Origin of the sequence: Pseudomonas sp. B21-019 (genome assembly GCF_024749225.1) — a bacterium.
Lineage (GTDB): Bacteria > Pseudomonadota > Gammaproteobacteria > Pseudomonadales > Pseudomonadaceae > Aquipseudomonas.
Window position 1 is genome coordinate 4,394,141 of the sequence record NZ_CP087193.1, and the last position, 25,466, is coordinate 4,419,606.

Annotated in this window: 25 protein-coding genes and 1 tRNA gene; 6 read left to right on the top strand and 20 right to left on the bottom strand. The window is 58.5% G+C overall.

The window, feature by feature from the left end:
* Positions 1–164: 164 nt before the first annotated feature.
* Positions 165–5,042, top strand: a complete 4,878-nt coding sequence (locus LOY36_RS19385; RefSeq protein WP_258670252.1) for an RHS repeat-associated core domain-containing protein — start codon at positions 165–167, stop codon at positions 5,040–5,042.
* On the top strand, positions 5,039–5,434 hold the full coding sequence (locus LOY36_RS19390) for a hypothetical protein (protein WP_258670254.1): 396 nt from the start codon (positions 5,039–5,041) through the stop codon (positions 5,432–5,434). The genes LOY36_RS19385 and LOY36_RS19390 overlap by 4 nt, the downstream gene beginning before the upstream one ends.
* Before the next feature lie 495 nt (positions 5,435–5,929).
* Here LOY36_RS19390 and LOY36_RS19400 read toward each other — a convergent pair whose 3' ends face one another.
* The 8 genes from LOY36_RS19400 to LOY36_RS19435 form a co-directional block, all read right to left on the bottom strand.
* The gene (locus LOY36_RS19400) at positions 5,930–6,145 is read right to left on the bottom strand and encodes a hypothetical protein (RefSeq protein WP_018925239.1); all 216 of its coding nucleotides are present in this window, start codon (positions 6,143–6,145) and stop codon (positions 5,930–5,932) included.
* 102 nt (positions 6,146–6,247) lie between these two features.
* Positions 6,248–6,418, bottom strand: coding sequence for a hypothetical protein (locus LOY36_RS19405; RefSeq protein WP_007940775.1), 171 nt, complete (start codon positions 6,416–6,418; stop codon positions 6,248–6,250).
* A 129-nt stretch (positions 6,419–6,547) separates the two neighbouring features.
* Entirely contained in the window at positions 6,548–6,973 is a 426-nt protein-coding gene (locus LOY36_RS19410) for a glycine zipper domain-containing protein (protein ID WP_026286342.1), read from the bottom strand.
* A 193-nt stretch (positions 6,974–7,166) separates the two neighbouring features.
* Positions 7,167–7,532, bottom strand: a complete 366-nt coding sequence (locus LOY36_RS19415; protein WP_019648242.1) for a glycine zipper domain-containing protein — start codon at positions 7,530–7,532, stop codon at positions 7,167–7,169.
* Positions 7,533–7,879: 347 nt separating this feature from the next.
* The gene (locus LOY36_RS19420) at positions 7,880–8,074 is read right to left on the bottom strand and encodes a hypothetical protein (RefSeq protein ID WP_007940781.1); all 195 of its coding nucleotides are present in this window, start codon (positions 8,072–8,074) and stop codon (positions 7,880–7,882) included.
* A 148-nt stretch (positions 8,075–8,222) separates the two neighbouring features.
* Positions 8,223–8,543: a YbjQ family protein gene (locus LOY36_RS19425; RefSeq protein ID WP_019648241.1), complete on the bottom strand. Its 321-nt coding sequence runs from the start codon at positions 8,541–8,543 to the stop codon at positions 8,223–8,225.
* Positions 8,544–8,639: 96 nt separating this feature from the next.
* Entirely contained in the window at positions 8,640–8,822 is a 183-nt protein-coding gene (locus LOY36_RS19430) for a hypothetical protein (protein WP_007940783.1), read from the bottom strand.
* A 315-nt stretch (positions 8,823–9,137) separates the two neighbouring features.
* A tRNA-Ser gene (locus LOY36_RS19435) sits at positions 9,138–9,227 on the bottom strand.
* 308 nt (positions 9,228–9,535) lie between these two features.
* On the opposite strand from LOY36_RS19435, the gene LOY36_RS19440 reads away from it, so the two are divergent.
* The 3 genes from LOY36_RS19440 to LOY36_RS19450 all read left to right on the top strand — a co-directional run bounded on the left by LOY36_RS19440 (position 9,536) and on the right by LOY36_RS19450 (position 12,279).
* On the top strand, positions 9,536–10,225 hold the full coding sequence (locus LOY36_RS19440) for a crotonase/enoyl-CoA hydratase family protein (protein ID WP_019648239.1): 690 nt from the start codon (positions 9,536–9,538) through the stop codon (positions 10,223–10,225).
* Between the two features lie 213 nt (positions 10,226–10,438).
* Positions 10,439–11,161: a 1-acylglycerol-3-phosphate O-acyltransferase gene (locus LOY36_RS19445; protein WP_019648238.1), complete on the top strand. Its 723-nt coding sequence runs from the start codon at positions 10,439–10,441 to the stop codon at positions 11,159–11,161.
* A 146-nt stretch (positions 11,162–11,307) separates the two neighbouring features.
* Entirely contained in the window at positions 11,308–12,279 is a 972-nt protein-coding gene (locus LOY36_RS19450; RefSeq protein ID WP_019648237.1) for a magnesium and cobalt transport protein CorA, read from the top strand.
* 84 nt (positions 12,280–12,363) lie between these two features.
* On the opposite strand, the gene LOY36_RS19455 is transcribed toward LOY36_RS19450, so the two are convergent.
* The 3 genes from LOY36_RS19455 to LOY36_RS19465 form a co-directional block, all read right to left on the bottom strand.
* Positions 12,364–13,098 carry an amidotransferase gene (locus tag LOY36_RS19455; RefSeq protein ID WP_258670264.1) on the bottom strand — a complete coding sequence of 245 codons (735 nt, stop codon included), beginning with the start codon at positions 13,096–13,098 and terminating at the stop codon, positions 12,364–12,366.
* 108 nt (positions 13,099–13,206) lie between these two features.
* Positions 13,207–15,351 (bottom strand): 3-hydroxyacyl-CoA dehydrogenase NAD-binding domain-containing protein, encoded by a 2,145-nt coding sequence (locus tag LOY36_RS19460; RefSeq protein ID WP_258670266.1) that lies wholly within the window; start codon positions 15,349–15,351, stop codon positions 13,207–13,209.
* Positions 15,352–15,389: 38 nt separating this feature from the next.
* Positions 15,390–16,595: an acetyl-CoA C-acetyltransferase gene (locus LOY36_RS19465; protein ID WP_019648234.1), complete on the bottom strand. Its 1,206-nt coding sequence runs from the start codon at positions 16,593–16,595 to the stop codon at positions 15,390–15,392.
* A 595-nt stretch (positions 16,596–17,190) separates the two neighbouring features.
* Here LOY36_RS19465 and LOY36_RS19470 point away from each other — a divergent pair.
* Positions 17,191–18,003 (top strand): cytochrome c, encoded by an 813-nt coding sequence (locus LOY36_RS19470; RefSeq protein ID WP_258670269.1) that lies wholly within the window; start codon positions 17,191–17,193, stop codon positions 18,001–18,003.
* Between the two features lie 153 nt (positions 18,004–18,156).
* Here LOY36_RS19470 and LOY36_RS19475 read toward each other — a convergent pair whose 3' ends face one another.
* From LOY36_RS19475 to LOY36_RS19515, 9 genes are all read right to left on the bottom strand, one after another.
* Positions 18,157–18,966, bottom strand: coding sequence for a transglutaminase family protein (locus tag LOY36_RS19475; protein ID WP_258670272.1), 810 nt, complete (start codon positions 18,964–18,966; stop codon positions 18,157–18,159).
* Entirely contained in the window at positions 18,963–19,913 is a 951-nt protein-coding gene (locus LOY36_RS19480; protein ID WP_258670274.1) for an alpha-E domain-containing protein, read from the bottom strand. Before LOY36_RS19480 ends, LOY36_RS19475 begins: the two co-directional genes overlap by 4 nt.
* A gap of 12 nt (positions 19,914–19,925) precedes the next feature.
* The gene (locus LOY36_RS19485; RefSeq protein WP_018925211.1) at positions 19,926–21,335 is read right to left on the bottom strand and encodes a circularly permuted type 2 ATP-grasp protein; all 1,410 of its coding nucleotides are present in this window, start codon (positions 21,333–21,335) and stop codon (positions 19,926–19,928) included.
* Between the two features lie 504 nt (positions 21,336–21,839).
* Complete coding sequence (locus tag LOY36_RS19490) at positions 21,840–22,181, bottom strand: ribonuclease E inhibitor RraB (protein ID WP_018925210.1); 342 nt, start codon at positions 22,179–22,181, stop codon at positions 21,840–21,842.
* Positions 22,182–22,396: 215 nt separating this feature from the next.
* The gene (locus LOY36_RS19495) at positions 22,397–22,630 is read right to left on the bottom strand and encodes a hypothetical protein (RefSeq protein ID WP_019648231.1); all 234 of its coding nucleotides are present in this window, start codon (positions 22,628–22,630) and stop codon (positions 22,397–22,399) included.
* A gap of 155 nt (positions 22,631–22,785) precedes the next feature.
* Positions 22,786–23,661: a polyamine aminopropyltransferase gene (speE, locus tag LOY36_RS19500; RefSeq protein WP_258670278.1), complete on the bottom strand. Its 876-nt coding sequence runs from the start codon at positions 23,659–23,661 to the stop codon at positions 22,786–22,788.
* Between the two features lie 152 nt (positions 23,662–23,813).
* A complete protein-coding gene (locus tag LOY36_RS19505) occupies positions 23,814–24,005 on the bottom strand; it encodes a PLDc N-terminal domain-containing protein (RefSeq protein ID WP_007940802.1) in 192 nt (63 codons plus the stop codon).
* A gap of 83 nt (positions 24,006–24,088) precedes the next feature.
* Positions 24,089–24,619: a hypothetical protein gene (locus tag LOY36_RS19510; protein WP_007940803.1), complete on the bottom strand. Its 531-nt coding sequence runs from the start codon at positions 24,617–24,619 to the stop codon at positions 24,089–24,091.
* Between the two features lie 232 nt (positions 24,620–24,851).
* Positions 24,852–25,370, bottom strand: a complete 519-nt coding sequence (locus LOY36_RS19515) for an ankyrin repeat domain-containing protein (protein WP_019648228.1) — start codon at positions 25,368–25,370, stop codon at positions 24,852–24,854.
* Between the last annotated feature and the right edge of the window lie 96 nt (positions 25,371–25,466).

The following is a 25,466-nucleotide window of genomic DNA, read 5'->3' on the forward strand; positions in this document are numbered from 1 at the left end:
TCGAGAGCAACGGGCAATGCCTGGCGGATATAAAATCCTCTGCCGAGGGCGCCGTGATGATTTAGCGATTTCCCCTACACCAAACACCTCCTTTCCCGACTTCTTTCCTTTTTGATCCCCCGCAAAGTCTCTCGCTCCACATTGATCAGCGCGAGGGATTGCGAATGTTCGAACCTGACAAGGTCCTGGCCTTGAACAACGCCATCGGTCTGCTGGTGGTCGCCGCCATGAACCCCGAGCAGCCGAACATCGAAGCGCTGCTCGGTGATTTCCGACTCTGCCTCAACGACTACGAGGCCTGGGCGGAAAACTTTTGGACCGCTGGGGCGCTGAACGTCGAGCAAGTGTTCAAGGTCGGCAACGAAGTCCGGCTCAGCGCACCGAAGGACTCCACCGCGCCTGTCAGTTCGACACTCGCCATGTGCCCGACCAGCGGTCCGTTGACCCTGGTGCATATGTTTGAAGCCGCGCGTTTCGTGCCAATCGGCGATACGCCGGTGATGCTCGAGCCGGTTATCTCCCTGCACAACGGTGAGCTCACGTTCGGTGAGCCCGTCCACGTAACCATCGGCCCCAGCGGCATTCTCGAAATCCCCGAATGTTGGCGCGGCCATCGCTATCGCATCACCTTCTTTCCCAATGTTTCCACTGAACACGTTAAAGCACTCTACGCCTCCTATCAGGGAGTGATCGGCGAGCTGGAAGGCTGGTTGCGCAACGAATGGACGAGCGAATTCGAACCTTTATGGGCAGATTTTTCCAAAGCAGGTTTCACCCAACGCTACGGCCTGCTGCAACAGGCTGACTGGCACGGTTTCGAGCGTTCGCTGCACGGCTTGTGGGATGACGTGAAGCAGGTCTACGCCCTGGTGGCGGACCTGCAAGGCAGCAGCGAACAACTCCTTGAGTACCTGACACAAGGCGAGCTTGAGACGCTGCTGAACGCTTCGGCTGAAACCATTGCCAATGTGTTGCTGATGTTGAGCGATGAGCCGTTGATGTTCATCCATCTCGCCGCCTTCACCAGTTGGCTGAGGATGTTGCCGCCGCAGTACATCGCCGAAGTCGTGGCACAAGTTCGTACGGAAATATTAATCAGCTTCCTGCTGGTGCGTCTCACAGGTCCTACGGGCCTGAAGCTCGGCATGAGCGCCAAAGTGCTGGACAAGATCAAGTCCCATCGGGCTCGACAATGGTTGGCGACTGCCAGTTTGCGACTGGCCGAACTGACGGCCAAATCCGATCTGACAGCCCACGCTGGCGTCCTCAAACCGCTCGTGGTCAGCGCGCGCAATGCACCGCTGAGACCTGCACCGACGGTTCCACTGCAGATCAGCGCCGGCAACTCACCGGCTGTGCAGGTGAACAATCCGCTCGCCATTGCCCGCGACAAGTCTGCAGCCAAGACCCGGTTGGGCCGTCACGAACCCCACGACGACGCACCGAATCAAGCGAAAAATCCCAATGGCGACAGCGCCGATTGCGCGGCACTGACCTGCACCAACGGCTGTCCTGTGTCGATGGTTAGCGGCGAAGAACTGCTGACCCTGACCGACGGTGCGCTGGACGGGCTGCTGCCGTTTGCCTTCACCCGGTTGTACCGCACCAGCGCGGTGGAGATCGATTGCGGGCTGGGCTGGGGGTGGAGCCATTCGCTGGCGCAGCGGTTGGAGCTGGGCGTTGAACAGGTTGTCTGGATCGACCATGAAAACCGCCGCACCACGTTCCCGCTGCCGAGCAACGAACGCCCCGCGATCCACAACAGCCTTTCGCGCGCGGCGATTTATCTCGGTGATGACCCCGAGGAACTGATCCTCGCGCTAGCCGGCGAGACGAGCCGGTTCTATCACTTTCATAACGGTCGACTGACGGCGATCAGTGACGCCTACAACAACCGCCTGCGCATCACTCGCGACCGACAGGAGCGTATTCAACGCCTCGACAACGGTGCCGGTCGTGCCTTGCTGTTGCGCTACGAGCGCAGGCACCTGGTTGCCGTCGAATACCAGTCGTTTTGCCCCAGCGATGACTTGGGTGAAGCCTGGCGTACAGAGCAAACACTGGCTTTCTACCGCTATGACGCCCGCCAGCGCTTGATCGAAGCGATCAATGCCGCCGGCGAAAGCGAGCGTTACGACTACGACGACAACCACGTAATTTTGCAGCGGCAGCTGGCCGGTGGCGCGAGTTTCTTCTGGGAGTGGGAACGGTCCGGCAAGTCGGCGCGCTGCGTGCGGCATTGGGCGTCGTTTGCGCAGATGGACACGCGCTATGTCTGGGATGATCAGGGCAGCGTCACGGTCCGGAACATCGACGGCAGTGAAGAGGTTTACGTCCACGACGACCGGGCGCGACTGGTGCGCCGGGTTGGGCTGGATGGCGGCGAACAGCTCAAGGCCTACGACGAGCAGGGCCGGTTGGTGGCCGAGCAGGATCCGCTGGGGGCCGTCACCGAATACCGTTACGACGACGTCGGACGGCTGGTAACGCTGATTCCACCGGAAGACGAACCGACGTCCTACGAGTATCGCAACGGTTTCCTGCATGCGCGCTATCGCGGTCAGGCGGTGTGGAAATACCAGCGCAATGCTCAGGGCGATGTCACCGAGGCGACCGATCCCGACGGGCAGGTCACCCATTACCACTACGACGGACAAGGCCGGCTGCTGTCGGTCCGCTACCCGGACACCAGTCGCCATGTGTTCGTCTGGAATGCCTTGGGGCAGTTGCTCGAAGAGACCTTGCCGGACGGTGGGCAGCGGCGGTTTTCCTACGATGCGCTGGGGCGGCAGATTACCCGTCAGGACGAACACGGTGCCGTTACCCAGTACCAATGGGATGCCGTCGGCCGACTGATCCAGACCACATTGCCTACCGGGGCCACGCGCGGATTCAGCTACAACGCCTACGGCAAGATCACCGCCGAACGCGATGAACTGGGCCGCGTCACCCGCTACGAATACGCCGACGACCTGCACTTGGTCAGCCGCCGGATCAATCCCGACGGCACCCAGCTTCAGTACCGCTACGACAATGCGCAGCTGCTGCTGACGGAAATCGAAAACGAATCCGGCGAAAAATATCAGCTGGACTACACGCCCAGCGGATTGATCCGACAGGAAACCGGCTTCGACGGTCGCCGCACTGCCTACGCCTACGACCTCAATGGCCATCTGCTGGAAAAAACCGAGTTCGGCGATGACGGCTCGCAGTTGGTCACTGGCTATCAACGGGATTCGGCCGGACGGTTGCTGGTCAAAACGTTGCCCGACGGCATCCAGGTCGAATACCGCTACGACTCGCTGGGCCGGCTGACCAGCGTCGACGACGGCCACGATCATCCGCTGGAATTCGAGTACGACCAGCAGGACCGGCTGATCACCGAACATCAGGGCTGGGGCACCTTGCGTTATGGCTACGACGCCTACGGGCAGCTCAACCGCCTGCGCCTGCCGGACGGCAGCAAACTCGACTACCGCCACGCCAAGGGCGGTGCGCTGACGGCCATCGACCTCAATGGCGCACGACTGACCTCGCATACGTTCCTCGCCGGTCGCGAACAAAACCGTCAACAAGGCCTGCTGCTCAGTGAATATGCCTACGACGAACAGGGCCGTCTGAAGGCCCACGCTGTCGGCCAGCACCAACATCCGCTCTACCGCCGCGACTATGCCTACAGCCTCAATGGCAATCTCGACAGCATCGCCGACACCCGCCATGGCCAGCGCAGCTATCAGTACGACCCGCTCAATCGACTGATCCGCGTGCGCCACTCCCGCGACCAACAGCCGGAAAGCTACGCCCACGACCCAGCCGGCAACCTGCTGATGCAGGACCGCCCCGGCCCGACGACCGTCAAAGGCAATCGCCTGTTGATACAGGGCGATCGCCACTTCGACTACGACACCTTCGGCAACCTGATCCGCGAGCGCCGTGGCACCGGGCAGAAACTCGTCACCGAATACCGCTACGACTGCCAGCATCGGCTGGTCGGCGTCACTACGCCGGACGGTCGTTATTCAAGTTATCGCTACGACGCCTTCGGCCGCCGCATCGCCAAAACCGTCGACGGCAAAACCATCGAGTTTTTCTGGCAAGGCGACCACCTCGTTGCCGAACACAGCCAGGACCACCATCGCAGCTACGTCTACGAACCCGGCACCTTCCGCCCGCTGGCCATGCTCGACGGCAAAGGCCCGCGTAAGGCATGTCCCTTCTACTACCAGCTCGACCACCTCGGCACCCCGCAAGAACTCACGGACTACAGTGGCGACATCATCTGGGCCGCCCGATACACCGCCTATGGCCGCCTCACCCGCCTCAACCGCGACACCCACCAGGTCCTCGATCAACCGCTGCGCTTTCAAGGGCAGTATTTCGACGCGGAAACCGGCCTGCATTACAACCGGCATCGCTACTACAATCCGGATGTCGGACGGTACCTGACGCCGGACCCGAGCAAGTTGGCAGGCGGGTTAAACAGCTATCAGTACACGCGCAATCCGGCGGGTTGGGTTGATCCGTTGGGGTTGAGTGAGTGCCCTGGGGGGGATGAGTGTAAGAAGCCGTCGTTTGGGGATGAGGATCCGGCGGGTAAAGCGGGGGTTGATGAGGGGGAGCCAAAAACTCCCTCCCCCAAAAGAGAAGAGGATTACTTATATCGCGGGGACGAGCGAGAGCCTGATGATGTATTTCAAAATGGTTTTAGAAGCAAAGGAAAAAGCAATGATTTATTGCTCCACTCTATAGACAGTGAAAATCCACCCAGTAATTTTATCAGCACATCACCGTCGCGAAATGTTGGCAAGCTTTTCGCCACTGGATATCACACAAAAGTAGGTTACCTCTATACTCTTCAAAAAATAGATGGGTATGACTTACAAAAAGAGCTTGGACAAGCTTATCTTTTCGGACCAGAAAAAGAGATAGCCATAGCTAACCGTATAGATAATGTCGACGTACTTGGCGCAACGCTAATCATAGATGACGGCAGAGAGCTCGGCTATTCCATACCAAATCCGTACAGGAAAATAAAAAAATGATATCAAAGGTTGAAATCACCATAAGCATTGACGGCATAAAGGAAGTCGCCAACCTTATATGCGACAACAAAGAAACAACCATAACTTTCACAATGAAAAATGGCTTTAACAAAAAATATTCGGACAGTGACTTTTATAGATGCTTCGCACGTGTCCGAGAGGACAATCCCAATATACAATTTCTCTGTAAGGGATCAAAAATCAACGTGCATCCTTCCAGCATGTCATCACAAATGTCTCTTGGGTTGAAAGCATATGAACTGACATTGGGTAAAGCGTCGTCACTCACCGATGTAGTTTATATTTTTGATTATGATGAGAGCAATCTAACAAACGATCCAAATGAACAGCGATCTTTCTACAGATGCTGGATTGAATCAGAAAAGATCTAACCATCAAAGCCCGGTTCACGTCCGGGCTAAATCAGCTTAAGGAACTCTAACCTCCCGCGCTATCATCTGTCCTATCCGTCCCAATACTCCCAGAACCACCCGATCCTCCAGACCCACTTCCAGAACCACTCCCCATCGAACTTCCACCACTCACCGACCCGCTGCGCTTCCCCGAGTCGATGCTCCTCCCGTTGGTATCACCACCATTCCCACCACCAAGGGTGTCCGGTAGCAGCGCCTTCCCATCCGAGGTACCTGCATTCATTTCCGAGTAGGGCGGCATCCCCCCCTTATCGACCGGTGCGTCGCGACCAGTAGATTGAGCAAACGCCGCCAATGAGCTGATCGACAATAAGCCGACTATCGTCAGCGCCGTCCATTTTGATCTGATCATGGTGCATCTCCTTTAAAGAGTGCTTTACCTGATCTCTGGCAGTGATCGCTTTTTAAAGGTGCCGTGCTATCGACAAGCGGCGATGCACCACCGCGCAGGCTTCAGCTCGGTTCGCCCGAGGCGTCATCACCGGCGATGTCCGGGTCTTCCGGGTCGGCTTCCACATTCCCGCGCCTCACATCATCGGCGGGCACCTGCTCCACAGCGGTGTCGTCATCGTCGGGCGGGCGCTGGTCACGGCGCAGGGAGTTGGTGGGCGAAGGCAGCGGATATTCGGGGGTATCGTCGATATCGGAGTCTTTCGGATCGGCGTTCATAACGCACCTCTCATTGGACCTGAAAAGCAGATCCTTGTCTTTCGAGGCCAACACGATAGACGCGGTTCGATCAGAGGGATCGAGGTCGGCCCGACCGCAAAATCACTCGTCGTCTTCCTCGTCATACTCATCATTCTCCAGGTTGCCCACATCGCCTGCGTCATCGGCATCGTTGAGCGGCACCGTGGCGTCGTCCATCAGAGACCCCGGATCTTCGTTGCCAGGATCGTTGATCGGACCTTCTTCTTCCTTGTCTTCAGTTTCCGGAGTCATGGCATGCCTCACAACGTTCAGTGTGTATATTAAGTTCGAGACGTCCTACGGCCAATCGTTCCGGGGTCCTATTGATAGAAACGAAAAACCCGGCACTCGGCCGGGTTTTTACTGTCACTCGATATCGAGTTAGTGATTCTTGTACTTATTTTTATGCTTGTGTTTGTAGTAGCCACCACCGGAATGCGAACTGCCGCGGTCATCACCCATGTTGCTGCCCACCGCGCCACCGGCTGCGCCGCCCAGGCCTGCGCCAATGGCCGAACCAGTGGAGCCACCCAGGCTGTTGCCGATCACCGAACCACCCGCCGCGCCGAGACCACCGCCGACGGCTGCTTCTGTGCGACTGCCCTTGCGCGCACCTACCGCACTGCCTGCCGCACCGCCGACGCCAGCGCCCACCGCGGCCCCGGTGCTGCCGCCCAACTGCCCGCCGACTACGTTGCCCAACACACCGCCAAGACCACCGCCGACTGCAGCGTCACCGTTGCCGCCCGCCATTGCGCCCTGAGCGACCAAAAGCCCCAAAAACACCGTGGACAATGTCAAACGCATGAAACGCATGATATGCACCTCTAATTTCCGCATTGGGGGAAGAAACGTGCCGCGGATAGGCATCAGCCTGCATCTGGGTCTGTTATACAGAGAACCAATGCCGACTGTATGAGATTTGAGCCACATGATGCAGAAACGTTCCAAAACGAAAAAGCCCGGCATTGAGCCGGGCTTTTTCAGCTGACCTTCAGGATCAATGACGTTTTTTGGACAGGTTGCTGCCTACGCCGCCGCCCAATGCGCCACCCAGGCCTGCGCCGATGGTGGAGCCGTTCTTGCCGCCCAAGCTGTTACCGATTATCGAACCGCCCGCCGCGCCAACACCGCCACCGATGGCCGCTTTGGTGCGGCTGCCTTTACGTGCGGCAACAGCGCTGCCGGCTGCACCCGCTACGCCCGCACCAATCGCTGCGCCAGTGCTGCCGCCCATTTTTTGGCCAACCACGTTACCCAACGCACCACCCAGACCACCACCGAGCGCGGCCGTGCCGTCGCCGGCAGCCATCGCACCTTGAGCAACCAAAAGGCCCAGAACCAGAGCAGGCAGTGTCAAACGCATAACAAGAACCTCAAAAAAGTGGAAACCGAAAGGCCGCAGATTGAATGCTTTAGCGGAGGGAAAGTCCAGACACAAAACCAGAACAACCTCGCCATTGGCGACGGTTGGACAGCGTTTATGCAAAAGGTTTTATGACAGGCAAAAAAAAGCCCGCTGGGGAGACGGGCCAGGGTACTGCTTTCTAACGGATGAGTTGAGCCTACGTAGGCCGGTGTGAAAAGTTTGTGAAAAAAATACCAGTGCTCGCAAAGTTGTAGGACATTTCTCAGCATTGCCACCGAGCCACCCTTCCTGCCCTTCAGAAACAAGAAACCCCGCTCAATGACGGGGTTCGTGCTGTGATCGGTTTACTTCCTGGAGGGCGCCCCCAGCTTGGGCATAAATTTCGATTTCGGCCCTCGGGTCCGGGGCACTGCAGATTTGATTTTGTTGATTTTGATACGGTCTTCGCCGAAGCTCGGCACATAGTCCGTCTGACCACACTGCACGCAATCATTGATTGGAAACTCTGCACCGTCGTCTTCGATATACGGCTCAGCCATATCTTCGCTCCTCTCAAAACGGGTCGATACCGGCAAGCCCTTTTTGCCTGAAAAATATCGACCACCCTGGTTTTTGAGACTAGCCGGTCATTCCCAGACTTGTGATTCAGATCGTTACATGCCCGACGAATGGCCAGTACCGAGCAACCTACCTCAGCTTGACCGCCGTCCCGGTCACAAACACCACCACCATTCCACCCTTGCCGGCAGGCATGCTGATCTCATAATCGAGCCCCACCACCGCATCCGCCTGAAGCGCCCGCGCCCGCTCCTTGATCTCCTCGGTCGCCTGAACCCGCGCCTCCTTCAATGCCCGCTCCAACGTCTGAGAACGCCCACCAAAAAAATCCCGCATCCCGGCGAACATATCGCGAATCACGTTAACGCCCTGCACCGACTCGGCGCTGACGATGTCCAGGTAGGCGGTGATTTGTCGACCCTCGATGGTGTGAGTTGTAGTGGTGATCATGAGATGTCCTTGTTCATAGAAGCGCGCATTATTCCTCGGTAGCCAGGTGATGAAAACAAAAAGCCCGGCACCTGTTGAGCTTGGGATAACGATGGGTCAGAGCAGCTTGATCAACACCGCAGTGACAGTCGCCACCGTACCGATCAAGCCAGTCGCAACAGCTACCGGGTACCAAAAAGTTTCACGGGTCATCTTGCCCGCTTCGGCATTCAGCTTGCGCTGCTCAGCCATCAGCTTGACGATTTCCACGTGAACCTTTTCCAGCTCCGCCTGCTTCATGGTGAATTCCTGCATAACGTGCGTGCGTCCATTCCGGATAATGGGGCGCGTCGTGTGCGCTGCCCTTTGGGTCATTTTGTACCTTAAAGGCGCAAAACGAATACCCCCTTCCGATGCGGCTCATGCGAGGTGCCAAAACCTATGAAAGCCCCCAAACCATATGGCTTTCCAGCATTGCTTCCCACACGCCTATCCATCGTCCTACATCAATTTCGGAAGCGCCTTCGCTGATACCGCCATGCATAAAATCCAGACGCCAGAAACCACAAAACCCCTGACTTCTCTCGAAATCAGGGGTTTTGTGTATATCGAATTTGGCGGTGAAGGAGAGATTCGAACTCTCGATACAGTTTCCTGTATACACACTTTCCAGGCGTGCTCCTTAAGCCACTCGGACACTTCACCGTATCTCGTCAAACTTATTCAGTCTGTCGAGGCGCGCTAATGTAGTCGAAAGCTTTTCTGATGGCAAACATTTTTTTCAGAATTTTCATGCGCTTAACGCGATTAGCGCTTTGGGGGCGTTCAAGGGCATGGCAAACCTGCCAATCTCCGGCTTCGCCTCCCCTTCTATATAGAAGCCAATGCACGATGGGCGGGGCGGACAATGCCTGGAGGGCCGGAAAAGGGTGACTGGCGGGTCAGTCACGGCGCTTTACCTGGCCTACAGCGGTGGGTAACGTCTGCCCTACTTTATTAGAAGGATTGGCGTCATGAGTGAGTTGATTTCTTACCATCTCGAAGACGGTATCGCGACCCTGACCTTGAGCAATGGCAAGGTCAATGCCATCTCTCCAGACGTGATTGTCGCGTTTAACGCTGCGCTGGATCGGGCGGTAGCGGATCGGGCGGTGGTGATCATTACCGGTCAGCCGGGAATTTTGTCGGGTGGTTATGATTTGAAGGTGATGACGGCCGGCCCTAACGAGGCCATGGCGCTGGTGGCTGCAGGTTCGACCCTGGCTCGTCGCCTGTTGTCGCATCCGTTCCCGGTGGTCGTGGCGTGTCCTGGTCATGCAGTGGCCAAGGGTGCGTTTCTTCTGTTGTCGGCTGACTACCGCATCGGTGTCGATGGCCCGTTCAGCATTGGCCTGAACGAAGTGCAGATCGGCATGACCATGCACCATGCCGGTATCGAACTGGCCCGTGATCGTCTGCGCAAGTCGGCGTTCCATCGCGCGGTGATCAACGCCGAGATGTTCAACCCACAAAGCGCCGTGGACGCCGGCTTCCTCGATAAGGTGGTGTCGGCCGAAGAGCTGCAAGACGCGGCGCTGGCGGCGGCTCGTCAGTTGAAGAAGCTCAACATGATCGCCCACAAGAACACCAAGTTGAAAACGCGCAAGGCGCTGCTGGAGACGCTGGACAACGCGATCATCCTGGATCAGGAGCACATGGGCTAAGCCCGAACGCGTTGCACCGAAAAGCCCGACCGTCGTGTCGGGCTTTTTCTTGGGCGTCTGGTTTAAAACCTTACAACCGCTCTAGGCCGCATCTGACCCACAAGTCGGAAACATGCGCTAAAAAATCGGCTATCTCCCACTTCTATAGCGGCAATTGCCGAAAACAGTGCACATCCGTACACTGCGCCACCTTTTGTCCCGGTGGGCCTTTAAATGCTGTTTGTGTTTCGTATGTTATTGATGGGCCTGCACTTTATTCTGGCCGGTGTGCTCGGAGTGATTCTCGGGCTGTGCCGTCCGTTCAATCCGGACAACAGCCGTTTGTGCGCCCGTCTGTATGCGTGGCCGGCAATGTGTATTTTACGCTTGCGGGTGAAGGCCGATGTCGGGCCGTTGATGGATAAACCCGACAGCTGCGTGATCATCGCCAACCACCAGTCCAACTACGATCTGTTTGTGTTCGGCAACGTGGTGCCCCGCCGCACCGTGTGCATCGGCAAAAAGAGCCTGAAGTGGGTGCCGCTGTTCGGGCAGTTGTTCTGGCTGGCGGGCAATGTGTTGATCGATCGCGGCAATGCGCACAAGGCACGCCAGTCGATGCTGACCACCACTCACACCCTGCAAAATGAAGACACCTCGATCTGGGTCTTCCCCGAGGGCACCCGCAACCTCGGCGAAGAGCTGCTGCCGTTCAAGAAAGGCGCGTTCCAGATGGCGATTGTCGCCGGCGTGCCAATCGTGCCGGTGTGTGTCAGCAGTTACGTCAAACACATGCGATTGAACCGCTGGCGCAGTGGGAAGATTCTGATCCGTTCGCTGCCGGCAATTCCTACGGCTGGATTGAGTCTGGATGACATGCCGATGTTGATCGCCCAGTGCCGCGAACAGATGCGTGAGTGCATCGACTCGATGGATCGGCAACTGCAAGCCGCCTGAATGAAACCCGCCCTGTGCGGGTTTTCTTTTGCCTGCGAACTCTACCGATTTTGCTGACTCTCAAGCAGTAGACAAGGTTAAGCTGAAACCTGCCTGGCACCGCCAGTCTTTACCAATAGAAAGCGACCGATAAGAAGTGAATCATCATGGGTAGAGTCGTTGCTGCTGCGGTTTACAGCGCCGGTAAGAAAGTCACCAACATCACCCTCGACGAAGGCGCTGCCTGGGCTGCCAAGCCTGGCCACTTTGTGTGGATTGGCCTCGAAGAGCCCAATGCGCAGGAGCTGTTCAACCTGCAACGCCAGTTCAACCTGCACGAACTGGCCATCGAAGACGCCCTGGAAAAACACAGTCGACCGAAGCTGGAAACGTTCGGCGATGCGCTGTTCATCGTCACGTATTCGCCGATCCGCCATGAAGGCAAATTGCAGTTCATCGAGACGCATATCTTCGCCGGCAAGGGTTACATCATTACCGCGCGCAATGGTCACTCGGCGTCCTACGCCCATGTCCGACAACGCTGTGAGGCACGTCCGCTGTTGCTGGAGCATGGGGAAGATTTCGTACTCTATGCCATCCTCGATTTCGTGATTGAAAACTACCAGCCGATGGGCGAAGCGATTCATGCCGAGATCGATGAGCTGGAGAGCAATGTCATCTGCGGTTCCCTGAACGAGCGCGACATCCAGAAACTCCACGGCCTGCGCCGCGATGTATTGCGCTTGCGCCGGTTTGCGGCGCCGATGGTGGAGATCGGTGAAGAACTGCAAAAGCTGAGCTTTCCGTTCATCGACAAAAACATGCGCCCGTATTTCCGCGATGTGCAGATTCATGTCACGCGGCAGATGGAAGACCTGACGACCCTGGCGGACATTGCCAGCCAGACCATTGAGGTCGGGGTGTTGCTGGAGGCGTCACGGCAGAGCGTGGTGCAGCGCAAGTTTGCGGCATGGGCGGCGATTCTGGCATTCCCGACCGCGGTGGCCGGGATCTATGGGATGAACTTCCAGAACATGCCGGAGTTGAGCTGGCATTACGGGTATTTCGCGGTGCTGGGGTTTATCACCGTTGGGTGCGTCGGTTTGTGGGCAAGCTTCAAAAAGTCTGGGTGGTTATAGTCGGAACCTAGGCGTCTGCAAAATTCTCGGGCAGCCTCGCTCATACAGGGTTATCCGTAGGAGCGAGGCTTGCCCGCGAAGCTTTTAAGGCTTAACCGAGTCAGTCTCAGGCTTGTGCGCCACAAACCGCATCATCCACTCTGCGACGGTAGTGCCGTGATGCTCGTGTTCAAGACTCGCCATACCTTTCGAATAAATCTGCTCGCCCAGCGCTTCCTGACGAATATCCAGCAACGCCCGTGAGTAATCGTGAATGAACTCCGGATGCCCCTGGAAGCACAGCACCTGATCGTTGATGTGGTACGCGGCGAACGGGCAGAAATCGCTAGAAGCAATCACTGTAGCGTTTTCCGGCAGCGCGGTGACCTGATCCTGGTGACTGATCAGCAACGTCAGTTCTTCCCTCACCGGGCTCATCCACGGCGCCTTGGCCGCGAGTTTGTATTTGTGGGTGCCGACGCCCCAGCCCTGGGTCGCCCGCTCGCTCTTGCCGCCCAACAGCAGCGCCAACAGTTGATGGCCGAAGCACACGCCCAGCAGCTTGTCGCCGCGCTCGTAGCGTTTCAGCAGATACGTCTTGAGGGTTTGAATCCACGGATCGGTGCCGAAGGAATCAGCCTTGCTGCCAGTGACCAGATACGCATCGAAGGTCAGGTCATCGCTGGGATAATTGCCCTGCATCACGTTGTATACGGTGAATTCGGCCGCGATGGGTTGCTGCGAAAACAGACGCTGGAACATCTGCCCGTAACCCTGATATTGATCGACCAGTTCCGGACGCAGGATGTCGGTTTCCAGAATGCAGATGCGTAACGACATAAAAAATACCTGACACATGGTGGGAATAATGCACACCCCAGAGCCTGCCTTGAAACACGGTGGCAAGGCAAGCCCCGGAAGGCGTCATCGGTCCCTTAGAACGCCTCCTCAGAACAGCGCGTCCTTGGCGGCTTTCTCCAGCAACAGCGCAGGCGGCGTGAAGCGTTCGCCATATTGCTCGGCCAGGTACTGGGCGCGGGCAACAAAGTCTTTCACGCCGTACTGGTTGATGAATTGCAGCGCACCGCCGGTCCAGGCCGCGAAGCCGATGCCGAAGATCGAGCCGACGTTGACATCCGCCGTCGAGGTCAGCACGCCCTCCTCCACACAGCGCACGGTTTCGATGGCCTGGATGAACAGCAGTCGATCACGCACATCCTTAGGCGAAATCTGCCCATCAGCTTTCTCGAAGCGGGTTTTCAGCTCCGGCCACAAATGTTTCTGCCCGGCGGCCGGGTAATCGTAGAAACCACCTCCAGCGGCCTTGCCCGGACGCTTGAATTCCTTGAGCAGCAAGTCAATCACGGCGAACGCCGGGTGCTCAATCAGCGGTTTCCCTTCCGCTTGCAGGTCTTTGGCAGTTTGCTGACGGATATGGCTCATGAGGCTGAGGGAAACTTCGTCAGAGATCGCCAGAGGCCCGACAGGCATGCCGGCCTTGCGCGCTTCGGTCTCGATCATCGGCGCACTCACCCCTTCGCCGAGCATCGCGATGCCTTCGTTGGTGAAGGTACCGAACACACGCGACGTGAAGAAGCCGCGACTGTCGTTCACCACAATCGGAGTTTTCTTGATTTGCAGGACGAAATCGAACCCGCGAGCCAGGGTTTCGTCGCTGGTATGGACGCCTTTGATGATTTCCACCAACGGCATTTTCTCCACGGGACTGAAGAAATGCAGGCCGATGAATTTACTCTGGTCTGGCACGGCGGTAGCCAGGCCACTGATCGGCAACGTCGAGGTATTGGAGGCGATCACCGCGTCCGGGCCGACAACGGTTTGCGCTGCCGATGAGACCCTGGCTTTAAGCTCGCGATCTTCAAACACCGCTTCGATAATCAAATCGCAACCAGCCAGATCCGCATCATTTTCGGTGGTATGGATTCGCGTCAGAATCGCCTCGCGCTGCTCCCGACTCAATTGGCCGCGCGCAACCTTCTTGTCCAGCAACGCCGCCGAGTGGGCCTTGCCCTTCTCTGCCGCAGCGAGGTTGATGTCTTTGAGCACCACATCGATACCGGCCGAGGCGCTGACAAACGCGATGCCCGCGCCCATCATCCCGGCGCCGAGCACGCCGACTTTTTTCGTCACGTAAGGCGCTATGCCCTGAGGTCGCGAACCGCCGGCATTGATCTCATTGAGCTGGAACCAAAAGGTGCCGATGAGGTTTTTCGACACCTGGCCCGTAGTCAGTTCGGTGAAGTAGCGGGTTTCGATCAGATGCGCGGTGTCGAAATCCACCTGGGCGCCCTCCACGGCAGCGCAGAGGATTTTCTCCGGCGCGGGCAGGCAGCCTTGGGTTTTGCTGCGCAGGATCGACGGCGTGATGGCCAGCATCTGCATGACCTTCGGATCCGACGGCGTACCGCCAGGGATCTGATAACCCTTCACGTCCCAACGCTGCACAGCCACCGGGTGCGCGACAATCCACGCCCGCGCCTTGGCCATCAATTCATCGTGATCGGCGGCCAACTCGTCGATCAACCGCGCTTGCAGCGCCTGTTGTGGGCGGATTTTCTTGCCTTCCAGCAGATACGGCAGAGCTTTTTCGATGCCCAGCATGCGCACCATGCGCACCACCCCGCCGCCGCCCGGCAACAGGCCGAGGGTGACTTCCGGCAGGCCAAGCAGCACCGACGGGTTGTCGAGCGCTACACGGTGATGGCATGCCAGGCAGATTTCCCAACCGCCGCCGAGCGCCGCACCGTTAATGGCGGCAACCACCGGTTTACCGAGGGTTTCCAGGGTGCGCAACTGGCCCTTGAGGGTCAGCACCATGTTGTAAAAGGCTTGGGCTTCGGGCTTGCCGACCTTGATCAGTTCATTGAGGTCGCCACCGGCGAAGAAGGTTTTCTTGGCCGAGGTGATGATCACGCCGGCAATCGCATCCTTGTCGGCGACCAGCCGCTCGACACAGGTGGCCATGGCCTCGCGGTAGACCGCGTTCATGGTGTTGGCGCTCTGGCCCGGCATGTCGATGGTCAGGACGACGATCCGGTCCTGGCCCTTTTCGTAACGAATGGCTTGGGTCATGGCAATTTTCCTTGAGTCGGATTTTCTTAAACGCAGGCTCAGAGGCGTTCGATGATGGTGGCAATGCCCATGCCGCCGCCGACACACAATGTCGCCAGGCCATAGCGCAGGCGCCGGGTTTCCAGTTCATCGAGCAGCGTGCCGAGAATCGCGCAACCGGTGGCGCCGAGCGGGTGGCCCATGGCGATGGAGCCGCCGTTGACGTTGACCTTGTCGGGGTCGATGGCCATGTCCTTGATGAACTTCAACACGACCGAGGCGAACGCTTCGTTGACTTCGAACAGGTCGATGTCTTCGACCCGCAGCCCGGCCTTGGCCAGTGCCTTGCGGGTGGCCGGCGCCGGGCCGGTGAGCATGATGGTCGGGTCGGTGCTGGTGACCGCCGTGGCGACGACCCGCGCCCGTGGCTGCAAGCCCAGCGCCCGGCCCTTCGCTTCGGAGCCGATCAGCATCAGCGCCGCGCCATCAACGATCCCGGAACTGTTGCCCGGTGTGTGAACGTGGTTGATCCGCTCGACCTGGCTGTACACCCGCAATGCCGTGGCGTCGAAGCCCATTTGCCCGATCATTTCGAAACTCGGCTTGAGCTTGCCCAGGCCTTCCATCGTCGAATCGGCGCGAATGAACTCATCATGATCGAGCAGGATGATGCCGTTCTGGTCCTGCACCGGCACCAACGACTTGTTGAAGGAACCATTCGCCCGCGCCCGCGCCGCCTTCTGCTGCGAGTGCAACGCGAAGGCATCGACGTCCTGACGACTGAAACCTTCGATTGTCGCGATCAGGTCAGCACCCACGCCCTGGGGTGTGAAATGGCTGTGCAAGTTGGTTTCCGGGTCCAGCGCCCAGGCCCCGCCGTCGCTGCCCATGGCCACGCGGGACATCGACTCGACGCCACCGACCACCACCAGATCTTCGAAGCCGGAACGCACTTTCATCGCGCCCAGGTTCACTGCTTCCAGCCCCGACGCGCAGAAGCGATTGAGTTGCACACCCGCCACGCTGACGTCCCAATCGGCCACTTGTGTGGCGGTCTTGGCAATGTCGGCGCCCTGATCACCGATAGGCGTCACGCAGCCAAGCACCACGTCGTCGACCTGACTGGTGTCCAGGGAGGTGCGCTGCTGCAACGCCGTCAGCAGCCCGGCCACCAGGTTCACTGGCTTGACGCTGTGCAAGGCGCCATTGGCCTTGCCTTTGCCACGGGGCGTGCGTAACGCGTCGAATATCAAAGCTTGGGTCATGGCGTTCTCGAACCTGAGGGTGATCTCTATACCCTCACCTTATGCCGAGCAGCCGTGGATTCAATGACCACAGTGCTCATTGGCGTTGACGGTCACGCTCAGACGAACGGTAGTCAGCTATCGGATTAATCGATTCGTGTCACCAAGCTGTCTAGCCAACGGGCGCCCAAGAAGCTGGCCATAGGCCTCATGTCTTTTTGGCAGCGATTATTGCTAATGCCATACGAAATGGATCTAAGCCAAGCGTGACGCGGGCCCTAATGTAAACCTGTACGAAGTTGTCGTCGGGTTTTGCCGAGGCTCTCGTCCTACAGGAAGTGCAGCGCTCTGCCGTCATGGAGATATGCAGGCAGGCAACCAGGAAATAACAAAAAAGGCGGTCAAGCCATGTTCAAACATTCGAAAGTACGTCAAGCCGGGCTCATTCTATTTGCTACTACGCTGTTGTTGATTTTGCCGAACCTGACCAAGGTGCTTGGCTGATCGAGCAGCGGGGGTTTTCATTTCGCCTGATAAAAATGTGACTGGCTCGCTATCCGGGCCGGCGTGGCTGTGCCAACCTTTGCGGCACTTCCACGACAGGGACGACGATCAATTGAAAGCGCTCATTCTGTTTGGGGCCTTGCTGCTCAGCACGCCTCTGTCTGCCGCGCAGCTGAATCTTGAGCTGGGCGCGAACCCTCGCACCTGGCAGACCGAGGAATTGCTCAAGCATCCTCAGGTTCAGACCATCACGATCACTAACGACGTTTCCTACAAACGGGACATGAGCTATCGCGCCGTGCCGTTGGCAGCGTTGTTGACGGGCATCAAGCCTGACGACCACTTGCAAGCCGTGGCCCTGGACGGTTTTGCCGCCGAACTGGCCGCCGCGCCGTTGCTCAATACCCAAGGCGCGCGGGCCTGGCTGGCGATTGAAGACCCGGCCAAGCCGTGGCCGCCGCTGTCCGAGGGCAAACACAGTGCCGGGCCGTTCTATCTGGTCTGGACCGATCCGCAGGCGGGCAATATCAGCCCCGAGCAATGGCCGTTCGAAGTGGCGAGCATCAAGCGCATGGCCCCGGTGGATGAGCGCTTCCCTGCCCTGTTACCCGATCCTGCATTGAAGGCGGACCATCCGGTGAACAAGGGCTTTGCGCTGTTTCAGAAGAACTGCCTGGCCTGTCATCGACTCAATGGCGCGGGGGACGCGCAGTTCGGGCCGGACCTGAATATTCCGTTCAACCCGACCGAGTATTTCGGCGCAGACTTCCTCAAGCGTTACATCCGTGACCCGCAGAGCTTGCGCCAGTGGCCGCAGGCGAAGATGCCCGGGTTCTCGCCGACGGTGTTGCCGGAGGGGGATCTGGAGTTGTTGGTGGGGTATTTGAAGCACATGGCGGGACGCAAGGTGTCTACGGCCAAGTAAACATCCACCTGTGGCGAGGGAGCTCGCTCCCGCTGGGGCGCGAAGCGGCCCTCAAATCAGGCGACGCGATCCGTCAGGCAAACCGCATTCGCCGGGTTTGCGACTGCTGCGCAGCCGAGCGGGAGCAAGCTCCCTCGCCACAATGAATGACTGCTACTGCTGTTGGACGGAGATCACCGGCGCAGGCGTCGGTGAGACCAACACCTTCGCATGCATCTGCTCGTACCCACCACCACGGCGCATGCCGCGCACCGGGCAGGCGTCGAGGTAGTCCAGGCCCACGGCCAGTTTCAAGTGACGCTCAGGGCGGGCCAGTTCGTTGGTTACATCGAAGCTATACCAGGCGTCATCCAGCCAGGCTTCCGCCCAGGCGTGACTGGCCAGGTGCTCGCTGTTCTCGCTGTACAAATACCCCGACACATAACGCGAAGGAACGCCCAGGCTGCGGGCGCAGGCGAGAAACACATGGGTATGGTCCTGGCAGACCCCGGAACGCCCGGCGAACGCTTGCGCGGCGCTGGTCTCCACTTCAGTGGCACCTGGCGTGTAGGTCATGTGCTGGTTCAGGCCATGCATCAAATCGATCAGCGCCGTACGGTCCCGGCGTTGTTTGCACGCCTTCGCGGCAAACGCACGCAGGGCTTCGTCGGCTTCGGTCAGCCGGGTGAACCGCAAAAACGGCAGCGCCGACTGGCTCTCGTGCTCGGCTTCGCGCAGCTCGTCGATGTCGACCTGGCCACGTGCGCCGATGATGATCGCTTCATGCGGCTCATCCAGGGTCAGCACATGCAGGATGTTGCCGAACGGATCGAGTTGCGCGCGCACCGGGCGCGGCAGGTCGAGTTGCCAGCTCAGCACGTGCTGGCGCTCGCTGTCGTGAGGTGTCAGTCGCAGGTACTGGATGCTCGCCCGCACCTGATCTTCGTAGTGATAGGCGGTCTCGTGGCTAATGGAAAGTCTCATGCAGCCTCCAGATAGGAACTGTGTATGGCATTGCCCAACTGGCGCACCAGCGGGATGAACTCGGTCAGCCAGGCGTGCAGGCCTTCGTCGAGGATTTCGTTGATACCGGTGTAGCGCAGGCGCGCGTCCATTTCCGCCGCCAGGCGTTGTGCGGGACGGCCGTTGGCCCCCGGCAGTTGAGCGAGAATCTGGTCGACCTCTTCGGTGCAGGCTCGCAGGGATCGCGGCACATCGGCGCGCAGCAACAACAGCTCGGCGACATGCCGGGCGCCGGGGGCGTCGCGGTAGATTTCGGTGTAGGCCTCGAACGACGACAAGGCCCGCAGCAAGGCGCTCCACTGGTAATAGGCGTGGGCCGTGCCGTCACTGACCGCTTCGGCCTGATCGCCGGCCATTTCGTAACGGGCATCGAGCAGGCGCAAGGTGTTGTCGGCCCTTTCGATAAAGGTGCCCAGACGAATGAAGCGGAACGCGTCGTTACGCATGATCGTGCCGTAGGAAGCGCCGCGGAACAGGTGGGAACGCTCCTTGATCCACTCACAGAAGCGGCTCATGCCGTAGCGACCCAAGCCCTGTTCGGCGATCCCGCGAATTTCCAGCCAGGTGGCGTTGACGTTTTCCCACATGTCGGCAGTGATTCGCCCACGCACCGCATGGGCGCTGGCTCGCGCGGCACCGAGGCAGCTGTAGATGCTCGCCGGGTTGGCCGCGTCCAGGGCGAAAAAATGCAGCAGCCGTTCGGCATGCAGATCGCCGTGGCGCTCCAGGTAATCGTCCAGCGTGCCGGTGATCAGCAACGGCATCGCGAGTTCGTGCAAGCCGTCGCCACGACCGTCCTGGGGCATCAGCGACAGCGAATAACTGATGTCGAGCATCCGCGCGAGGTTTTCCGCCCGCTCCAGGTAACGCGACATCCAATACAGATCCGAGGCAGTTCTACTTAACATGGAAAGCTTCCTTCAATCCTCGACCACCCAGGTGTCCTTGGTTCCGCCGCCCTGGGAGGAGTTCACCACCAGGGAGCCTTCGCGCAAGGCGACTCGGGTCAAACCGCCGGGCACAACCCGGGTTTCGCGGCCAGACAATACAAACGGACGCAGGTCGATGTGGCGCGGTGCGATGCCGTTTTCGACAAAGGTCGGACAGGTCGACAAAGACAACGTCGGTTGCGCGATGTACGCGTGGGGTTTGGCTTTGATCCGCTCGCGGAAAGATTCGATTTCCGCCGCCGTCGCCGCCGGCCCCACCAGCATTCCGTAACCGCCGGAGCCTTGGGTTTCCTTGACCACAAGCTCCGGAAGGTTGGCCAGCACGTGGGACAGTTCCGAAGGATTACGACACTGCCACGTCGGCACGTTCTTCAGGATCGGCTCTTCATCGAGGTAGAAACGAATCATGTCCGTGACGAAGGGATACACCGACTTGTCGTCCGCGACCCCGGTGCCGATGGCATTCGCCAGCACCACATTGCCGGAGCGGTAGGACGACAGCAGCCCCGGAACGCCGAGCATCGAGTCGGGGTTGAACGCCAGCGGATCGAGGAAGGCATCGTCGAGGCGACGGTAGATCACATCGACCGCTTTCGGCCCGTCCGTGGTGCGCATGAACACCTTGTCGTCGCGCACGAACAGGTCGGCGCCTTCCACCAGTTCAACGCCCATTTCCCGAGCGAGGAACGCATGCTCGAAAAACGCGCTGTTGAAACGCCCCGGCGTCAGCACCACCACGCTCGGGTTGTCGATCGGGCTGGAGCTTTTCAGGGTGTCGAGCAACAGGTTCGGGTAGTGGTCGATCGGTGCGATGCGCTGGGCCGCGAACAACTCGGGGAACAGGCGCATCATCATCTTGCGGTCTTCGAGCATGTAGCTCACGCCGCTGGGGGTACGCAGGTTGTCTTCGAGCACGTAGTAGGTGCCGTCGCCATCGCGCACCAGGTCGACGCCGGATATGTGCGAATAGATATCGCGGTGCAGATCCAGCCCTTGCATCGCCAACTGATACTGCTCGTTGGCCAGCACTTGCTCGGCCGGGATGATGCCGGCCTTGATGATGCGCTGCTCGTGATAGAGGTCGGCAAGGAACATGTTCAATGCCTTTACCCGCTGGATGCAGCCACGCTCGACGACCCGCCATTCACTGGCGGGGATGCTGCGGGGAATGGTGTCGAAGGGAATCAGGCGCTCTGTCCCCTGCTCATCACCATAGAGCGTGAAGGTAATCCCGGCACGATGAAATAACAGATCGGCCTCGCGTCGCCGTTGTGCCAAAAGCTCGTCAGGCGTTTCGGCCAGCCAACGGGCAAACTCCCGATAATGCGGACGGACCTGGCCGCCGGCATCGTACATTTCATCAAAAAAGGTGCGGATCATGCCGTACTCCTTGTCACACGGACATCCAGGCCTTCGCAAGGCCCGTGCCATAGGCAGAAACGCTTTGATATCAATCAGTTGGATAATGTCGCTGCGCGCACCGCACCAATCCTGTGCGGTAAATGCCCCACCCTGATCGCCCCCGCTTCATGGCGAAGCAATGCTGTCGCCTATCAGCAGCATAGTCAGAGTTGATTTCACTGCTCGGGAGGGAGATGCGGATAATCCGTGCATTCGCTGGAAAGATGACCGAACTTCCCTTTAGCCGCCTGTTCAGGTGGCTTTTTTTTTGCCTGTCTGAAATGTTGTGAAATAAAAACAAGATCAAAAGATCGCAGCCTTCGGCAGCTCCTACATTGGGATAGCGTTTCTACATTGGAACGGCGTACACCCTGTAGGAGCTGCCGAAGGCTGCGATCTTTTGATCTTTTGATCTTTCCAAACCCACAAACAAAAACGGCCAACCCAAAGGTCAGCCGTTACTAAGTGTCACTGTTCATAAGCTTATGCGAGTAGCCCTCGTATCTCCTGTTTGACGCCCCATCCCTCGATGATGCCGCCCAGAGGCTCGACCACCGCCTCGAAGTCCTGCTCGAAGTCGCCGATCCCGTCGTAGGTGGCGTACATCACTTTGCTCAGTTCCAGCGACCACGCGCCGTCGTCACGCGCGCTGATCTGGGCATTCAAGGATTCACCACAAAAATGACCTGCCGCCCTGCGTGCCCGCTCCTCGTCCGGGAAAATGGCGTAGAACTCGATGGGATGGAATCGTGAAAAATCGAAACCGCCTTCTTTCATGCGGCGCAGCACGCTGCTGCTGATGTCTTCTTGATAGGCTGTGCTCATGAAACGTCCCCCTCAGACTGATGGATAGACTTTCCGTATTCCCTGCACTTTCAATCGATTGATGAAAGCGATACGACAACAGAGGTTGCCGCCGGGAAACAAGCATGTAGCTGACAAGACCAGACCTTAGCGAGTCATTCGCTGATCTCGGTTGCAGAGTAGCCTCAACACAGAGCCGCTGCCAAGGCCTGGTGGTGAATGTGACAGGAGATGTATCAAATTGGAGTAATGCTGAGGATTTCAATGCTGTTTTGGGATTTCAGACTTTTGACAGTCGGATCAGCGGTACGCCCCTCCAGATCATTGAGATCAAGTTCAGCTGCGACCGGCAGGCGCCGGGCACGAATGAGTTTGGCGGCTTGCTCGCTATTCGGGCATTCCTCGCACTCGAAGAGTTCGTCGACTGATTCACCGTGTTCATCCACGAAAGTGATTTTCCACTTTTGCATCGGTGCCTCCTCGGTAAAACCCATGGATGGGCTTACATCTATCTCGACTCGTGCATTGGCCGATCGTTCCAAGGGATCCTAAAAGCGAGACATGAAAAAAGGCCGTCACCCGCGTGTCTCACACACCGGCGACGGCCTTTCTTATCGACGAAGCATCAGTCGTTGCTAGGTTTGTTCACCGCTTGCAGCACGTACTGCGGCAACGCGAAGGCACCAATGTGGATTTCCGGGTTGTAGTAGCGAGTGATGATGCCGCTGCCGGCGAAGCGCTGTTGCAGGATTTCGCGGGACAATTTGCGATAAGCGGTATCGGTTGCGCCCCAGGCGAAGGTCATCGCGCCGCCGATGTAGGTCGGCACGGCCGCCTGATAGAAGTGCCAGTCCGGGAACAGGCTGCGCAGGCGACCGGCGGTGGTTTTGACTTCTTCGATTTGCATGAATGGGGTGCCGTTCTGGGTCACCAGAATGCCGCCTTCGTTCAGGCAGCGGTGGCAAGCCTGGTAGAAGTTTTCGGAGAACAGCACTTCGCCCGGACCGATCGGGTCGGTGGAGTCGGAAATGATCACGTCGAACTTTTCGGTGGTGGTGGCGACGAAACGCATGCCGTCGTCGATCACCAGGTTCAGGCGTGGATCATCGAACGCACCCTTGGAGTGGTTCGGCAGGAATTCCTTGCACATGTCGACCACGGTGCCGTCGATTTCGACCATGGTGATGTGCTCGACGCTGCGGTGCTTGGCCACTTCACGCAGCATGCCGCCGTCGCCGCCGCCGATGATCAGCACGCGCTTGGCGGTGCCATGGGCGAGGATCGGCACGTGGGTGAGCATTTCGTGGTAGATGAATTCGTCGGCTTCGGTGGTCTGGATTACGCCATCCAGCGCCATCACCCGGCCCATGCGCGGGTTTTCGAAGATCACCAGGTGCTGGTGTTCGGTGCGCACTTCGTGCAGCAGTTTTTCCATGCGAAAACGCTGGCCATAGCCTTCGTAGAGGGTTTCCAGGTAATCGCTGGTTGGGGTATTGCTCATGGGAAGTGCTCCGATGAATGCGGGTGGCAACGGACGGTTACCCGCCCATGATGGCCAATCGATCGCCTTGATTGACCGGGAAAGGCGCGCATTCTACGTCGCGGAACATGACAGGTCGAACCTTCTGATGCTCGCTCCTGCGATGAAGATCGTCAGATCCGCACATCACCTCTTGGCCCGGCGATGGCCCAGATGATCAGGCCCAGCACCGGCAACAGCAGGATCAACAGCACCCACAGGACTTTCATCCCGGTTTCGGCGCCACTTTTAAGCACGTTGATGATGGCCCAGATATCCAGGGCAAAGATAATCAGGCCGATCAGGGTGTTGAACGTGGAACCCATGGTGTCGCTCCAAAAAAATGGTAGGCACTCTTAGGATAGTCGGGCCTGGCGAGGGTTCCGTTTTATTACCGTTGTAGACGGTTTCAGACGTGGATGGCCACTTTCAGGGCTTCCAGGGAGGGCGCGGCGGCGATGCCGACTTCGGCGCACAGTTCCAACACCCGTGGCACGTCGTTGCCATAGACCAGCACCACTTGCAGTTCGTCGTCGAGCAACTGGCTGAAATTCATCAAGGTGTAGCCACCGTTTTCCTTGTTCAGGCTGCTCATCTGCACTTGAATGCGATTGAGCGCCGTCAGGGCTTCGGTTTTGGCCAGTTGCTTGGGCTTGATGTTGAACTCAACGCCGGGGCCGAACGAGGCGACGATCTGCGCGAACAGGTCCATGTAGGTGTCGGCCTGGAACAACACGGTTTCCGGCAGACTGCCGACGACAACCCACTCGCCCAACGGGATCGGAAAGGTGTCGTCGTAGTTGATATCTGGGTTGGCCGCCAGAAAAGCCTCGGGATCGGCGTAGGCCTGAGCCGCTTCGTCAGCGATTTTCAGGATTTCGTCCTCGCCCATGCACCCGGAGCTGATTTTGCTGATGAGTTCGACGAGTGCGGCTTTCATGAGGTGGATCCTGTAGCGAGGGAATTTTGAGGGCGCGAAGGATAACGCATTCAAGGGTGGATTGCGGGCCTGTGGCGAGGGGGCTTGCCCCCGTTCGGCTGCGAAGCAGTCGTTAAACCAGAGAACTGGGTTTGACTGAGATACCAAAAGGGGGCCGCTTCGCGGCCCAACGGGGGCAAGCCCCCTCGCCACAGAGCTCCCTCGCCACAAAAGCCCCGCGACACCACAGAGGTCAGGCCAGGAGTTTTTGCAGTTGAGCCGTGGTATCCGCCGCACCCATGGTCTTGGCCGCGTCCAGCGCAGACACGCCATTGGCGTCCTTGGCTTTCGGATCGGCGCCTTTGCTGATCAGGTAGTCGATGATTTCGACGCGGTTGAACATCGCCGCCATCATCAACGCAGTGCGTCCGTCGAAGGACGAACCTTCCACTTCAGCGCCACCCTCAACCAGCGCCTTGACCACCGCCAGATCACCCTTGAATGCCGCGCCGGCAATCGGGCTCTGGCCGTTGTCGTTGCGAATCTCGGGATCGGCCTTGTGTTCGAGCAGGACTTTTACGGTGTCGACATGGCCGTGGTACGCGGCGAGCATCAGTAAAGTGTCGCCCTTGTGGTTGCGCAGGTTCGGCGGCAGGCCCTTGGTCAGCAGCGCAGCCATCATGGCCGCATCGCCCTCGCGCGCTTTGTTGAACACCTGTTCGGCAAATTCAGCAGCCTCTTCGGGGGTCATCTGGCGGCTTTTGTCTGACATTGGGGACTCCACATTCGGTCAATCGGAAAGCCGATAGTTTCCCGAGCGTTCCGGAACCTGTCACTTGTTTTTTCTCATGGACGGTCATAGCGATAT